Below are 14,521 nucleotides of genomic sequence, written 5' to 3'. Positions count from 1 at the left end.
GACTCTATCAGACTCTTTCGTGTCCGATTCCCGGTCGAAGCGGGCCTCGCATTTTCGCTTTCCAGTTCTTCGCTTTCGCGTTTCCCTTTCCGGCGGTCCCAACCCTACCAGACTCGATTTCGTTCCGTTTCCGGTTCGAATTTGAATTCCGGTGGCCGTTGAAGTGGCCTTGCCTTTCGGCGGTTCCGACTTTATCAGAACTTCTGAGTCGGAATTTCCATCCTCCGTGGGAGTCACACGGCGCACGAGTGCGCGCGGTGCTTCCCGGTGAGGCGGAGCCGTAAACGTACTGGAGCGGGGCTCCCCGATGCAAATCGGGGGCCCCGCTCCGGAGTTCGTGCCTGTTCGTGCGCGTCGAGATCAGACCTCGACGACGACCGGAAGGATCATCGGGCGCCGGCGGTAGGTGTCGGAAACCCACTTGCCCACCGTGCGGCGGACCAGCTGCTGCAGCTGGTGCGGCTCCATCACACCGTCCTGGGCGGACTTGTTCAGTGCGTCCTGGACCTTCGGTACGACCGCGCTGAACGCCGAATCATCGATGCCGGAACCCCGGGCCTGGATGTGGGGGCCGCCCACGATCTTGCCGGAGTTGCTGTCGACCACGATGAAGACGGAGATGATCCCCTCATCACCGAGGATCCGGCGGTCCTTGAGGGAGGTCTCGGTGACGTCGCCGACCGAAAGGCCGTCGACGTACACATAACCCGCCTGGACCTTGCCGACGATCTTGGCCTTGCCGTCGATCAGGTCGACGACCACGCCGTCCTCGGCGATGACGATGTGGTCCTTCGGTACACCGGTGAGGGCGCCCAGCTCCGCGTTGGCCCTGAGGTGGCGCCATTCGCCGTGGACCGGCATCAGGTTCTTCGGCTTGCAGATGTTGTAGAAGTACAGCAGCTCGCCGGCCGAGGCGTGGCCCGAGACGTGGACCTTGGCGTTGCCCTTGTGGACGACGTTGGCGCCCCAGCGGGTGAGGCCGTTGATCACGCGGTAGACCGCGTTCTCATTGCCGGGGATCAGCGAAGACGCCAGGATGACCGTGTCGCCCTGGACGATCCGGATCTGGTGATCGCGGTTGGCCATCCGGGACAGGGCCGCCATCGGCTCACCCTGGGAACCCGTGCAGACCAGCACGACCTCGTCGTCCGGCAGGTCGTCGAGGGTCTTGACGTCGACGACGAGACCCGCGGGAACCTTCAGGTAGCCGAGATCACGGGCGATGCCCATGTTCCGGACCATCGACCGTCCGACGAAGGCGACCCGGCGGCCGTATTCGTGAGCCGTGTCGAGGATCTGCTGGATGCGGTGCACGTGGCTGGCGAAGCTCGCCACGATGATGCGCTTCTGAGCATTGGCGAAGACCGTGCGCAGGACGTTCGAGATGTCCCGCTCCGGCGGTACGAAGCCGGGCACCTCCGCGTTCGTCGAGTCGGAGAGCAGCAGGTCGATGCCCTCCTCGCTCAGCCGCGCGAAGGCGTGCAGGTCAGTGAGGCGGCCGTCCAGCGGAAGCTGGTCCATCTTGAAGTCACCGGTGGCGACGGCCATGCCCGCAGGGGTGCGGATGGCGACCGCGAGGGCGTCCGGGATGGAGTGGTTGACCGCGATGAACTCGCAGTCGAAGACGCCGATGCGTTCGCGCTGGCCCTCCGTGACCTCAAGGGTGTACGGACGGATGCGGTGCTCCTGGAGCTTCGCCTCGATGAGCGCGAGGGTCAGCTTGGAGCCGATCAGCGGGATGTCCGGCTTCAGGCGCAGCAGATACGGGACGCCACCGATGTGGTCCTCGTGGCCGTGCGTGAGGACGATGCCCTCGATGTCGTCGAGACGGTCCCGGATCGTCGTGAAGTCCGGAAGGATCAGGTCGATTCCGGGCTGCTCCTCCTCGGGGAAGAGGACGCCGCAGTCGACGATGAGCAGGCGGCCGCCGTACTCGAAGACCGTCATGTTGCGGCCGATTTCGCCGAGGCCACCGAGCGGGGTGACCCGCAGGCCGCCCTTCGGGAGCTTCGGCGGGGTGCCGAGTTCAGGATGCGGATGACTCAAAAGACTCTCCTTACCACACGCGCCACGTACCGCTTGGGCACGTGGCGCGCATGTCAATCGTGCACTTGCTGTTGTCTTGGGGTGTTGCCCTCTTGCGAGGTTTCTTCGCGTATTCAGTTGTGAAGTCTGTGGTTACAGCTGTACCCCACCGGCGGCGAGATCGATCTTGAGTTGTGCCGTTTCGTGCGCGGAGAGTTCGACCAAGGGGAGACGCAGCGGGCCTGCGGGGAGACCCTGGAGGGTCAGCGCGGCCTTGGTGGTGATCACGCCCTGGGTACGGAACATGCCGGTGAAGACGGGGAGCAGCTTCTGGTGGATCTCCGTGGCCTTCTGGACGTCGCCGCCGAGGAAGGCCTCCACGAGGGCCCGCAGGTCGGGGGTGACGACATGGCCGACGACGGAGACGAGGCCGACCGCGCCGACCGAGAGGAGCGGGAGGTTCAGCATGTCGTCGCCGGAGTACCAGGCGAGGCCCGACTGGGCGATGGCCCAGCTGGCCCGGCCGAGGTCGCCCTTGGCGTCCTTGTTGGCCACGATGCGCGGGTGCTCCGCGAGCCTCACGAGTGTCTCTGTGTCGATCGGCACACCGCTGCGGCCGGGAATGTCGTACAGCATCACCGGCAGGCCGGTGGTGTCCGCGATCGCGGTGAAGTGCCGCAGCAGACCCTCCTGCGGCGGCTTGTTGTAGTACGGCGTCACGGCGAGGAGGCCGTGCGCGCCGGTTCGCTCGGCGGTGCGGGCGAGCTCGACGCTGTGGCGGGTGTCGTTGGTGCCGATACCGGCGACGACGTGCGCCCGGTCTCCCACTGCTTCGAGCACAGCCCTTACGAGCTGGTCTTTCTCCGCGTCGCTGGTGGTCGGGGACTCGCCGGTGGTGCCGTTGATGATCAGGCCGTCGTTGCCTGCGTCCACCAGATGGGTGGCGAGCCGCTGGGCGCCGTCGAGGTCGAGTGCGCCGTCCGCCGTGAAGGGCGTGACCATAGCGGTGAGGACCCGCCCGAAGGGGGTCTGCGGAGTGGAGATCGGAGCCATGGGTAACACGCTACTCGTTGCTCGGCGCCGGGTGTCCCCTCGGGGGGACAAGCGATAGGAGCCCGGCACTGCCTGCTCGGGGGTTCAAGCAGTGCCGGGTCCGTTTGATCAGCCTAGATGAACTTCACGAAACGCCGCAATACGGACACCGCCTATGGGGCGACGCGTCCATTTTTGTTGAAGGCTGCATGGGTGAGCGGCATGAGCTCCGCCCAGTGCGCCTCCATCCGTTCTCCGACCATTTCGATCTCGCGCTGCGGGAAGGACGGGACCTTCGCCAGCTCGTGCTGGGTGCGCAGGCCGAGGAAGTGCATCAGCGAGCGGGCGTTGCACGTGGCGTACATCGAGGAGAACAGCCCGACCGGGAGAACCGCGCGGGCCACCTCGCGGGCCACACCCGCCGCGAGCATCTCCTGGTACGCCTCGTACGCCTGGCGGTAGGAGTCCTCCATGACGCGGCCCGTGAGCTCCTGCTGGGCCTCGGTGCCCTCGACGAACTCGTACTTGCCGGGACGGCCCTGCTGGACGAGCTTGCGGGACTCCCCCGGTACGTAGAAGACCGGCTCCAGCTCCCTGTAGCGGCCCGATTCCTCGTTGTACGACCAGCCGACGCGGTGCCGCATGAACTCGCGGAACACGAAGATCGGGGCGCTGATGAAGAAGGTCATCGAGTTGTGCTCGAACGGGCTTCCGTGCCGGTCCCGCATCAGGTAGTTGATGAGCCCCTTGGAGCGCTCAGGATCCTTGGTGACCTCCTCCAGGGACTGTTCGCCGGCCGTGGAGACACGGGCGGCGAAGAGCACATCGGAGTCGCCTGCGGCATGTTTCACCAGCTCAACGGTGACATCACTGCGGAAGCTGGGCTTTGCGGGCTCGGGGGTCTCGGTCACCGGCGGGGTCCTTCCAATGGCGTCGCTCGGGCGGCGCCCACTCTACGGGCCGCCTCTGACAACGCGGTCGGCACCGCCCTTTCGAGGATTCTTTCGACCAATTCGGCGATTCGGGGCACCGATCGGGCCCGCCATGCGTCTGACTCATTAGCACCACCCGATACAGAGTTCAAGGAGAGTTACCTCATGTTCCGCCGGCGTGAAGCCGTCCCGTTCTCGTTCGTGGCCGAGGCCGACCGATTCCGCAGCAACGTCACACCGCCGCCCCGGGAGCGCACCACCCTCTCCGAGCTGGCGGCCCGCAGCCTCGTCGGCTTCGCCGTGGTCGCCGGCCTCGCCGGATCACTGCTGCTCGGCCTTCCGGCCCTGGCACCCGATCAGTCGCCGTCGCACAGCCAGCAGACCGAGGCAGCACCGGGGCACTGACTCGTACGGGCCCCCTGGGGTGGTACGCCCTGCCACCCCCTCGGTAGCCTCACCGGGCACAGCAATCGAGCGTGCTTGTGAGTGAGGATCAGTCGTGCCCCTGCCCTTCCTGACGGCCGACCGCGCGTTTGACGCGAGCGCTGAGGATGTAGCGCTGCCGTTCGACGACCACGACAGCTGGCGGCGTCCCTACCGCCCCGGACCGTGGCGGGTCGCGGCTGCGGCCACCCTTTTGCTGCTCGCCTCGTTCATCCTGTTCGCGGGGATGATCATCGCGTTCGCCGGAGCCGGGCCCGGGGCGGGTGCCTGTCTCGCGCTCGCGCTCGCCGTGATCATCTGCGCCCTGCGGATGCTGCGGATCGGCGCCTGGGTGAGCCGGCACGGCGTGCGCCGCGTCGGCTTCTTCCGTACGACGACCGTGCCGTGGAACCGCGCCACCGCGGTCCGTACGGTGCAGCAGCCGGTGAAGTGGCTCGGGTTCCCCCGGACGGTTCAGGGCCAGGCCCTGATCGTCGTGCGCCGGGGTGGCGACGCGGTGCCGCCGCTGCTCACGGACTCCAACGCGGACTTCCTCACGCGGGGCGAGGCGTTTGACCGGGCGGCCGACACGATTGAGGCGTGGGGGGACGAGTACCGGCAGCAGTAGGGCCCGTGGCCTTGCCGCCCGGCGACCGGGGTCCCTCGGTCGCCGGGCGGCTTTTCTGTGTCCTCAATCGCCGGACGGGCTCAAAAGATCGTCCTCAAACGCCGGACGGGCTTGAGGTGCCTGACGGGCTCGGGGTGTCTGCCGGGCCTGAAGTGACATTCGGGCTCGGGGTGCCTGACGGGCTCGGAGTGTTCGCCGGGCCTGAAGTGACATTCGGGCTCGGGGTGCCTGACGGGCTCGGAGTGTTCGCCGGGTCCGAAGTGACATTCAGGCTCGGGGTGTCTGCCGGGGCTGAGGTGCCCGGCCGGGTCCGGAGCGGTGTGCCGGTGTTGTGCAGTGCGATCGCCCGTTGCATGGCCTTGCGGGCCCGGGGAGTGTCCCTGGCGTCCTGGTAGGCGACCGCCAGGCGGAACCAGCAGCGCCAGTCGTCCGGGGTGTCCTCCGTCTCCGCCTGGCGGCGGGCGAAGGCCGCGTCGGCGGAGTCGCGGTCGATGCGGCCGCTCGGGGTACGGGCCAGGTCGTCGACCGGCAGCCCGCCCTCGGCGTCGAGCTCGGCGGCCAGGACGTTGGCCCGTCGGACGAACTGGGTGTTCTTCCAGAGGAACCAGGTGCCGATCAGCGGCAGGATCAGCACCGCGACCCCGAAGGTCACCGTGAGCAGCGTGCCGTGCCGGATGAGCAGGACGCCACGGCTGCCGGCCAGGACGAAGTAGAAGACCAGGACGGCGGCGGTGACGGTGTACGTGATCTTTGCGCGCATGGCGGTGGGCTCAGTCAGTTCAGGTCGAGGAAGTTTTCCAGGCCGAACGTGAGGCCCGGAGTGGTCACGACACGGCGGGTACCGAGCAGGATGCCCGGCATGAAGCTGCTGTGGTGCAGCGAGTCGTGCCGGATGGTGAGGGTCTCGCCCTCACTGCCGAGCAGCACCTCCTGGTGGGCCAGGAGGCCACGGAGCCGGACCGAGTGGACCGGGATCCCGTCGACGTCCGCTCCGCGCGCCCCGTCCAGCGCCGTGCTGGTGGCGTCGGGCTGGGGTGCGCTGCCCGCGTCGCGGCGGGCAGCGGCGATGAGCTGGGCGGTGCGGGCGGCAGTGCCGGAGGGGGCGTCGGCCTTGTTCGGGTGGTGGAGCTCGATCACCTCGACCGACTCGAAGTAGCGCGCGGCCTGCTGCGCGAACTTCATCGTGAGGACAGCGCCGATGGAGAAGTTGGGCGCGATGAGCACACCGGTCTCCGGCGAGCCGGAGAGCCAGGTGTTCAGCTGCGCGAGCCGTTCGTCGGTCCAGCCGGTGGTGCCGACCACCGCGTTGATGCCGTGCCGGACGCAGAAGTCGAGGTTCTCCATCACCGACGCGGGCGTGGTGAGCTCGACGACTGCCTGGGCGCCGGTGTCCGTGAGGGTCTCCAGCTTGTCGCCGCGGCCGAGTGCGGCCACCAGCTCCATGTCCTCCGCGGCCTCGACAGCTCGTACCGCCTCGGAGCCGATACGGCCCCTGGCACCGAGAACGGCTACGCGCAGCTTGCTCATGCTTACTTCTTTCGGGTGACTAGGCCACTGATTCGTGGAGGCGGTCGGCCTGCTTGTCCTTGAGCGGGCCGATGACCGACAGCGAGGGGCGGTGTCCGAGGACCTCGCCCGCCACCGCACGGACGTCGTCCGGGGTGACCTGTGCGATGCGGGCCAGCATGTCGTCGACCGACATCTGCTCGCCCCAGCACAGTTCGCTCTTGCCGATGCGGTTCATGAGCGCGCCGGTGTCCTCCAGGCCGAGGACCGTGGATCCGGAGAGCTGGCCGATGGCTCGGCCGATCTCGTCGTCGTCCAGTCCGTCCGCCGCGACGCGGTCGAGCTCCTCGCGGCAGATCTTGAGGACGTCGTGCACCTGGCTGGGCCGGCAGCCCGCGTACACCCCGAAGAGGCCGCAGTCCGCGAAGCCCGAGGTGTACGAGTACACGCTGTAGGCGAGGCCGCGCTTCTCCCGTACCTCCTGGAAGAGGCGGGAGCTCATTCCGCCGCCGAGGGCGGTGTTGAGTACGCCGAGTGCCCAGCGGCGCTCGTCGGTGCGGGCCAGTCCCGGCACACCGAGGACGACGTGGGCCTGCTCGGTCTTGCGGTTGATCAGGTCGACCCGGCCCGCGGTGCGCAGCGTGCGGGAGCCCGTACGGGGCGCCACCGGCGTCGCGTCGGTGCGGGAGAGCGCGCCGGCCCGCTCGAAGGCCTTGCGGACCTGGCGCACGACCGTGGCGTGGTCGACGTTGCCCGCGGCGGCGACGACGAGGTGCGTGGGGTCGTAGTGCTTCTTGTAGAAGCGGGCGATCTGGCCGCGGCTCAGTGCGTTGACCGTGTCGACCGTGCCGAGGACCGGGCGTCCCAGGGGGGTGTCGCCGAGCATGGTGTGCGCGAACAGGTCGTGCACACAGTCGCCCGGGTCGTCCTCCGTCATGGCGATCTCCTCAAGGATGACGCCGCGCTCGGCGTCGACGTCCTCGGGGGCGATCAGGGAGCCGGTCAGCATGTCGCAGACGACATCGATGGCCAGCGGCAGGTCCGTGTCGAGGACCCGCGCGTAGTAGCAGGTGTACTCCTTCGCCGTGAAGGCGTTCATCTCGCCGCCGACCGCGTCGATGGCGGAGGAGATGTCCAGCGCGCTGCGCTTGCCGGTGCCCTTGAAGAGGAGGTGTTCGAGGTAGTGCGTCGCGCCGTTCAGGGTCGGGGTCTCGTCGCGTGATCCGACGTTGGCCCAGATCCCGAAGGTGGCAGAGCGTACGGAGGGCAGGGTCTCGGTGACGATGCGCAGGCCGCCGGGGAGGACCGTGCGGCGGACCGTGCCGATGCCGTTGCTGCCCTTGAGAAGCGTTTGGGTACGGGCGACGGCCCGCGCCTCCGAAGAGGTGCGGGCCGTCGTCGCGGAACTACGGGACGTCACTTGTCGGTGTCGTCCTTCTTCTCGTCCTCTTCACCCTCGATGACGGGGATGAGGGAGAGCTTGCCGCGGGAGTCGATCTCGGCGATCTCGACCTGGACCTTGGAGCCGACGGCGAGCACGTCCTCGACGTTCTCCACGCGCTTGCCACCGGCGAGCTTGCGGATCTGCGAGATGTGCAGCAGACCGTCCTTGCCGGGCATCAGGGAGACGAACGCACCGAAGGTGGTGGTCTTGACGACCGTACCCAGGTAGCGCTCGCCGACCTCCGGCATGGTCGGGTTGGCGATCGCGTTGATCGTGGCGCGCGCGGCCTCGGCCTGCGAGCCCTGCTGGGCACCGATGTAGATGGTGCCGTCGTCCTCGATCGTGATGTCGGCGCCGGTGTCCTCCTGGATCTGGTTGATCATCTTGCCCTTGGGGCCGATGACCTCACCGATCTTGTCCACCGGGATCTTGACGGTGATGATCCGCGGGGCGTTCGGGGACATCTCGTCCGGGACGTCGATGGCCTCGTTCATCACGTCGAGGATGTGGAGGCGGGCGTCACGGGCCTGCTTCAGCGCGGCGGCCAGGACCGAGGCGGGGATGCCGTCGAGCTTGGTGTCGAGCTGGAGGGCGGTCACGAACTGCTTCGTACCGGCGACCTTGAAGTCCATGTCACCGAACGCGTCCTCCGCACCGAGGATGTCGGTGAGGGCGACGTAGTGGGTCTTGCCGTCGATCTCCTGCGAGATCAGGCCCATGGCGATACCGGCGACGGCGGCCTTGAGGGGCACACCGGCGTTCAGCAGCGACATGGTGGAGGCGCAGACCGAGCCCATGGACGTCGAGCCGTTGGAGCCCAGCGCCTCGGAGACCTGGCGGATCGCGTAGGGGAACTCCTCGCGCGACGGCAGTACCGGCACGATGGCGCGCTCGGCGAGCGCGCCGTGGCCGATCTCGCGGCGCTTGGGCGAGCCCACGCGGCCGGTCTCACCGACGGAGTACGGCGGGAAGTTGTAGTTGTGCATGTAGCGCTTGCGGGTCACCGGGGAGAGGGTGTCCAGCTGCTGCTCCATGCGGAGCATGTTGAGGGTGGTGACGCCCAGGATCTGGGTCTCGCCACGCTCGAACAGCGCCGAGCCGTGCACGCGCGGGATGGCCTCGACCTCGGCGGCGAGCGTACGGATGTCCGTGACGCCGCGGCCGTCGATGCGGACCTTGTCCTTGATGACGCGCTCGCGGACCAGCTTCTTGGTCAGCGCGCGGTAGGCACCGGAGATCTCCTTCTCGCGGCCCTCGAAGGCCGGGAGGAGCTTCTCGCCCGCGATCTCCTTGATGCGGTCGAGCTCCGCCTCGCGGTCCTGCTTGCCGGCGATGGTGAGCGCCTTGGCGAGCTCGGTGCTGACGGCCTTGGTGAGCGCCTCCAGGACGTCGTCCTGGTAGTCGAGGAAGACCGGGAACTCACCGGTGGGCTTGGCAGCCTTGGCGGCGAGGTCCGACTGGGCCTTGCAGAGCGACTTGATGAAGGGCTTCGCGGCTTCCAGACCGGCGGCGACGACCTCTTCGGTCGGGGCCTCCGCGCCGTCCTTGACGAGCTGGATGGTCTTCTCGGTGGCCTCGGCCTCGACCATCATGATCGCGACGTCGCCGTCCTCCAGGACGCGACCGGCGACGACCATGTCGAAGACGGCGTCCTCAAGCTCGGTGTGCGTCGGGAAGGCGACCCACTGGCCCTTGATCAGGGCGACGCGGGTGGCGCCGATGGGGCCGGAGAAGGGCAGGCCCGCCAGGATCGTCGAGGCGGAGGCGGCGTTGATCGCGACCACGTCGTACAGGTGGTCGGGGTTGAGCGCCATGATCGTCTCGACGATCTGGATCTCGTTGCGCAGGCCCTTCTTGAAGGAGGGGCGCAGCGGGCGGTCGATCAGGCGGCAGGTGAGGATCGCGTCCTCGGAGGGGCGGCCCTCCCGGCGGAAGAAGGAGCCGGGGATCTTGCCGGCGGCGTACTGCCGCTCCTCGACGTCCACCGTGAGGGGGAAGAAGTCGAGCTGGTCCTTGGGCCGCTTGGAAGCGGTGGTGGCCGACAGCACCATGGTGTCGTCGTCCAGGTACGCGACGGCGGAGCCGGCGGCCTGCTTGGCCAGGCGGCCCGTCTCGAAGCGGATGGTGCGGGTGCCGAAGGTTCCGTTGTCGATAACGGCCTCGGCGTAGTGGGTCTCGTTCTCCACTAGTGTTTTCTCCATACTCGTCGTCTTTCGTCCTGTCGCCCGTGTGGCGCAGGACGGTGCGGAGAGGCGCACCGTGTGTGCGGGGCCGGTCTTCGATCGAAGCTCCCGGGCGTTGTCCCGGGGGCCACTACCGAGGACCGGCGGCGGCCGTGGGGCGCCTCTCCTCGTCTGGTGTTGTACGTCCAGGTTACTGAGCTTGACCCCAGTCCCGCACGTACGGCAAAGGGAGCGGCCCCATGGATACGGGCACCGCTCCCTTTCACAGCGTCTTTACTTGGCGCCGCCGGCCGCGCCACGGCGGATGCCGAGGCGGTCGACGAGCGCACGGAAGCGCTGGATGTCCTTCTTGGCCAGGTACTGCAGAAGGCGGCGACGCTGGCCGACCAGGATCAGCAGACCACGACGGGAGTGGTGGTCGTGCTTGTGCGTCTTGAGGTGCTCCGTGAGGTCCGAGATGCGGCGGGAGAGCATGGCCACCTGAACCTCGGGGGAACCGGTGTCGCCCTCCTTCTGCGCGAACTCGGTCATGATCTGCTTCTTCGTAGCGGCGTCGAGCGGCACGCGGTACTCCTCTAGGTGTTCGATGCGCCCACGAGTGCCCCTGGTCTTGATCTCAGGGGAGCTTGCGTGACTCGGGAGCGAAGGTCCGATGAGCGCAGTTCCCAGAACGAACCGGGAACGCGTACACAAACGGCCACACCCAGACTACCAGCCGCCCGGAGCGCACCCGACGGGAGCACGGACGCGAGCCGGGCGCTGCGGAATTCCGGACCGCGTCCCCCGCCCGTTCCTGGCCTGTACGGTGCCGTGCAGAGGCACCGTACGGAGAGGAAGACTTGACGATGGGCACGCAGGCGGAGAAGGACGAGCTGTACGCACTCGACATCTCGGGGGTGGAATGGCTGAGCGCGCCCGGCACCGAGGATGCCGAGGAGCGTGTCGAGATCGCGCATCTGCCCGGCGGGGCGGTGGCGATGAGGTCCTCGCTGGATCCCGAGACCGTGCTGCGCTACACGGAGGCCGAGTGGCGCGCCTTCGTACTGGGCGCCCGGGACGGCGAGTTCGACCTCAAGTAACGGGGCGAGCGACGGTACGGCGGTACGCGGACTCAGCCGCTGTCGCGGTGGGCACAGGCCCCGGTCGCGGCGGGCACAGTGGGCACGTTCAGGTGGACGTGCCCACTGTGGTGTGCGAAATGTTCAGGTTTCCCTGCGTAGATGTGCCCGTTTGATCGCATCTCCCTTCACTCTCTGCCGTACTCAGTTCACTTGGGGGCAGTACGTGACGTAGGGGACAGTGCCCGCGGTGCCGTACGGCCTGCCGTACCGGGCCCGATGACGATTAGGGTGGGTCCGGACGCGGCAGAGGAACCTGCGGGCAGGCAATGCGCGTTACAGGGGGAGAGCCGGGCGGTTCGCACTGTGGGAACGGTCGCCCCCACCCACCACGGCACAGAGGGTGCTCGACCACACCAGGAGGCAAAGTGAACGGCGATCGGGACGAGATGCGCGGGAGCTGGGACAGGCCCGTCGACGAGTCGACCGACGCGGAGCCCGCCGAGACGACGGGTGAGTTCACCATCGACTACACCCCGCCCGCCTGGTACACGCAGAATACGCCGGGCGACTCCTCGGGTGGCGCAGGAACACACCTGGCTCCGCCCCCGCCGCCCAACGGCGCACCGGTGTCCGCACCCGGGCTGCCGGCGGGCGGCGGTTTCGAACCCGGCTGGGCGCCGACCCCGCCCCCCCAGGCCCAGCCCGCCCCGGCCCAGCCCGCCCCGGTGCCCGCTCCCCCGGTGCGGCCGACGGGCGCCGCGGACGTCGGCGGTGCGGCCGATCCGTCCGGGAACGGCGATGTGGAGAGCGGCTCGACCGTGCGGTTCTCGTCCGCCGCGCTGAGGCGGGAGATCGCGGAGCGCGAGACGCCGGCCGGTTCGCCGGGTGCCGACGCGGACGCGGCTGACGCCGGTACGGACGCGGACGCGGGTGACTCGGGTACGGACCCGGCCGCCGGACAGGACGGGACCACCGGGGAGAGCGGCGAGCCCGAGACGGCAGCGCCGTCCGACACCGCGGCAACCGAGCCCTCGGCCGACGCGACGAACGGCGCGGGCTCCGACAGCACGCCGCAGGCCGACGCGCCGTCCACCGACGCCCCGCAGAACGCCGGCGCCCCGTCCTCCCCCAACGCACCGCAGAACACCCCCACCCCCTGGGCACCGGCGCCGCCGCAGGGCGGGCTTCCGCCGCTGCCGCCCTCCTTCCAGCCGGCCGCACCGCAGCCCGGCGCGCCCCAGCCCGCGCCGCAGTGGCCGGGACAGCCCCCGGCGAACGAGGCACCGGGCGGCTACGGGTTTCCGCAGAACCCGGCGGCTCAGGCCGCCCAGGCGCCTCAGAACCCGCAGCAGCCCGCGTTTCCTCAGCAGCCCCAGCCCGGAGCGCCCGCGCCGCAGGCGGGCTACGGCTTCCCCCAGCAGCCTCCGGCACCGCAGCAGCCGCAGCAGCTCCACCAGCAGCAGCCCGGAGCCCCGCTCCCGATGCCGCACACGCAGCAGCCCTCCCCTTACGCACCGCAGGCCCCTCAGCCGCAGGCAGCGCAGTGGCCCGCTCAGCAGCCCGGCGGCGGGGGCGCCCCGCTGCCACCGCCCGGAGCCCAGCCGCAGCAGCAGGGCGGCTACGGCTTCCCCCAGGGCAACCAGGGCAACCAGGGCAACCCGAACCTGCCCGCCCAGATCACCCCGCCCCAGCCCCAGCAGGGTCAGCCGGGTCAGCAGCTTCCGCCGCAGGGTGCGCCGGTCGACCCGCGCACCGGAGCCGCCTGGCCCACCCCCGTCACCCACGACCAGCGGGAGCGTTCGGTACAGGGCGCGCCGCTGGGGTACACGGCCGCGGTGGAGCTCTCGTCCGACCGGCTGGTCCGGGGCAAGCAGAAGACGAAGAGCAGCCGCGGGCCGTCCGCGGCCTCCCGCTTCAAGATCGGTGGCAAGAAGGAGGAGATCGAGCGGCAGCGCAAGCTCGAACTGATCCGCACCCCGGTCCTCTCCTGCTACCGGATCGCGGTGATCAGCCTCAAGGGCGGCGTCGGCAAGACCACGACGACCACCGCGCTCGGCTCCACCCTGGCCACCGAGCGGCAGGACAAGATCCTCGCCATCGACGCCAACCCGGACGCCGGAACGCTGGGCCGCCGGGTCCGCCGCGAGACCGGGGCGACCATCCGCGACCTGGTGCACGCGATCCCGCACCTCCACTCGTACATGGACATCCGGCGGTTCACCTCGCAGGCGTCCTCCGGTCTGGAGATCATCGCCAACGACGTGGACCCGGCGGTCTCGACGACGTTCAACGACGAGGACTACCGGCGCGCGATCGAGGTGCTGGGCAAGCAGTACCCGATCATCCTCACCGACTCCGGCACCGGTCTCCTCTACAGCGCGATGCGCGGTGTGCTGGACCTCGCCGACCAGCTGATCATCATCTCCACTCCGTCGGTCGACGGTGCGTCAAGTGCCTCCACCACGCTGGACTGGCTGTCGGCGCACGGCTATGCCGATCTCGTGCAGCGGTCGCTCACGGTGATCTCCGGCGTGCGCGAGACCGGCAAGATGATCAAGGTCGACGACATCGTGCAGCACTTCGAGACGCGCTGCCGAGGCGTGGTCGTCGTACCGTTCGACGAGCATCTGTCGGCCGGCGCCGAGGTCGACCTCGACATGATGCGTCCGAAGACGCGGGAGGCGTACTTCAACCTCTCCGCCCTCGTCGCGGAGGACTTCGCGCGCGCCCAGCAGCAGCAGGGGCTGTGGACGGCCAACGGCGGCAACCAACCGCCGCAGTACGCACCGCCGATGCCCGGCCAGCAGCAGGCGCCGGGCCAGCAGCCCTACCCGCAGCAGCAGCCGGGCCAGCCGTATCCGCCCCAGCAGCCCTACGGCGGGCAGCAGCCCCAGCAGCCGTACGGGGGGCAGCAGCCCTACCCCCAGCAGGGGGCTCCCGGTGGCGGGCAGGGCTGGCAGCAGCAGCCCCCGCAGGCCCAGCCGCCCGCAGACCCGAGCGGTCAGCCGCCGCAGCACCAGCAATACGGCGGACAGGCCGGCCGGCCCGGTCAGCCGGGACAGCCCGCTCACCCCGGACTGCAGGGCCCGGTGCCTCCCGCCGGATGGCAGCAGCAGCCGCCGTCAGCGCCTCAGCAGTAAGGCGTCAGAGGTCTAAACCAATGAGGGTCCGCATCGTCTCCACGATGCGGACCCTCTGCGCATTCCCGCAGCCCACACGCCGTTTCGATGACCGTTGACGCGGCTCGACCACCGCTGATAAACCTTCGCTTCACCAGCTGGCGATCC

11 protein-coding genes and 1 pseudogene are annotated in these 14,521 nt (G+C 69.1%); 4 read left to right on the top strand and 8 right to left on the bottom strand.

Translation table 11 applies throughout. From position 1 onward, the window contains the following. Nucleotides 1-360: 360 nt before the first annotated feature. From ACZ601_RS33775 to thyX, 3 genes are all read right to left on the bottom strand, one after another. A complete protein-coding gene (locus tag ACZ601_RS33775) occupies nucleotides 361-2,046 on the bottom strand; it encodes a ribonuclease J (RefSeq protein WP_469545049.1) in 1,686 nt (561 codons plus the stop codon). Between the two features lie 132 nt (nucleotides 2,047-2,178). Then, entirely contained in the window at nucleotides 2,179-3,078 is a 900-nt protein-coding gene (dapA, locus tag ACZ601_RS33770; RefSeq protein ID WP_073739187.1) for a 4-hydroxy-tetrahydrodipicolinate synthase, read from the bottom strand. Between the two features lie 152 nt (nucleotides 3,079-3,230). After that, nucleotides 3,231-3,968: an FAD-dependent thymidylate synthase gene (gene thyX / locus ACZ601_RS33765; RefSeq protein ID WP_440577454.1), complete on the bottom strand. Its 738-nt coding sequence runs from the start codon at nucleotides 3,966-3,968 to the stop codon at nucleotides 3,231-3,233. A gap of 186 nt (nucleotides 3,969-4,154) precedes the next feature. Between thyX and ACZ601_RS33760 the strand changes: the two genes are divergently transcribed. Together ACZ601_RS33760 and ACZ601_RS33755 are read left to right on the top strand one after the other, a co-directional pair. Next, a complete protein-coding gene (locus ACZ601_RS33760) occupies nucleotides 4,155-4,394 on the top strand; it encodes a hypothetical protein (RefSeq protein WP_469545047.1) in 240 nt (79 codons plus the stop codon). A 94-nt stretch (nucleotides 4,395-4,488) separates the two neighbouring features. Further along, a complete protein-coding gene (locus ACZ601_RS33755; protein WP_311302893.1) occupies nucleotides 4,489-5,040 on the top strand; it encodes a hypothetical protein in 552 nt (183 codons plus the stop codon). A 322-nt stretch (nucleotides 5,041-5,362) separates the two neighbouring features. Here the strand turns inward: ACZ601_RS33755 and ACZ601_RS33750 are convergent. The 5 genes and pseudogenes from ACZ601_RS33750 to rpsO form a co-directional block, all read right to left on the bottom strand. After that, nucleotides 5,363-5,800: pseudogene (locus tag ACZ601_RS33750) on the bottom strand (tetratricopeptide repeat protein); the annotation flags it as partial. Between the two features lie 14 nt (nucleotides 5,801-5,814). Next, nucleotides 5,815-6,567: a 4-hydroxy-tetrahydrodipicolinate reductase gene (gene dapB, locus ACZ601_RS33745; RefSeq protein WP_469545045.1), complete on the bottom strand. Its 753-nt coding sequence runs from the start codon at nucleotides 6,565-6,567 to the stop codon at nucleotides 5,815-5,817. 19 nt (nucleotides 6,568-6,586) lie between these two features. Beyond that, nucleotides 6,587-7,966 carry a M16 family metallopeptidase gene (locus tag ACZ601_RS33740; RefSeq protein WP_469545042.1) on the bottom strand — a complete coding sequence of 460 codons (1,380 nt, stop codon included), beginning with the start codon at nucleotides 7,964-7,966 and terminating at the stop codon, nucleotides 6,587-6,589. After that, the gene (locus tag ACZ601_RS33735) at nucleotides 7,963-10,176 is read right to left on the bottom strand and encodes a polyribonucleotide nucleotidyltransferase (protein ID WP_469545057.1); all 2,214 of its coding nucleotides are present in this window, start codon (nucleotides 10,174-10,176) and stop codon (nucleotides 7,963-7,965) included. Before ACZ601_RS33735 ends, ACZ601_RS33740 begins: the two co-directional genes overlap by 4 nt. Before the next feature lie 270 nt (nucleotides 10,177-10,446). Then, nucleotides 10,447-10,737, bottom strand: coding sequence for a 30S ribosomal protein S15 (gene rpsO, locus ACZ601_RS33730; RefSeq protein WP_018551846.1), 291 nt, complete (start codon nucleotides 10,735-10,737; stop codon nucleotides 10,447-10,449). Nucleotides 10,738-11,018: 281 nt separating this feature from the next. Between rpsO and ACZ601_RS33725 the strand changes: the two genes are divergently transcribed. Both ACZ601_RS33725 and ACZ601_RS33720 read left to right on the top strand, forming a co-directional pair. Then, nucleotides 11,019-11,252: a DUF397 domain-containing protein gene (locus ACZ601_RS33725; RefSeq protein WP_073739179.1), complete on the top strand. Its 234-nt coding sequence runs from the start codon at nucleotides 11,019-11,021 to the stop codon at nucleotides 11,250-11,252. A 407-nt stretch (nucleotides 11,253-11,659) separates the two neighbouring features. After that, nucleotides 11,660-14,374 (top strand): SCO5717 family growth-regulating ATPase, encoded by a 2,715-nt coding sequence (locus ACZ601_RS33720; protein ID WP_469545040.1) that lies wholly within the window; start codon nucleotides 11,660-11,662, stop codon nucleotides 14,372-14,374. The last annotated feature ends 147 nt before the right edge of the window (nucleotides 14,375-14,521 follow it).

It is taken from the genome of Streptomyces sp. NPDC104307, from assembly GCF_055584045.1.
This window is presented reverse-complemented; position numbering and strand designations above follow the sequence as displayed.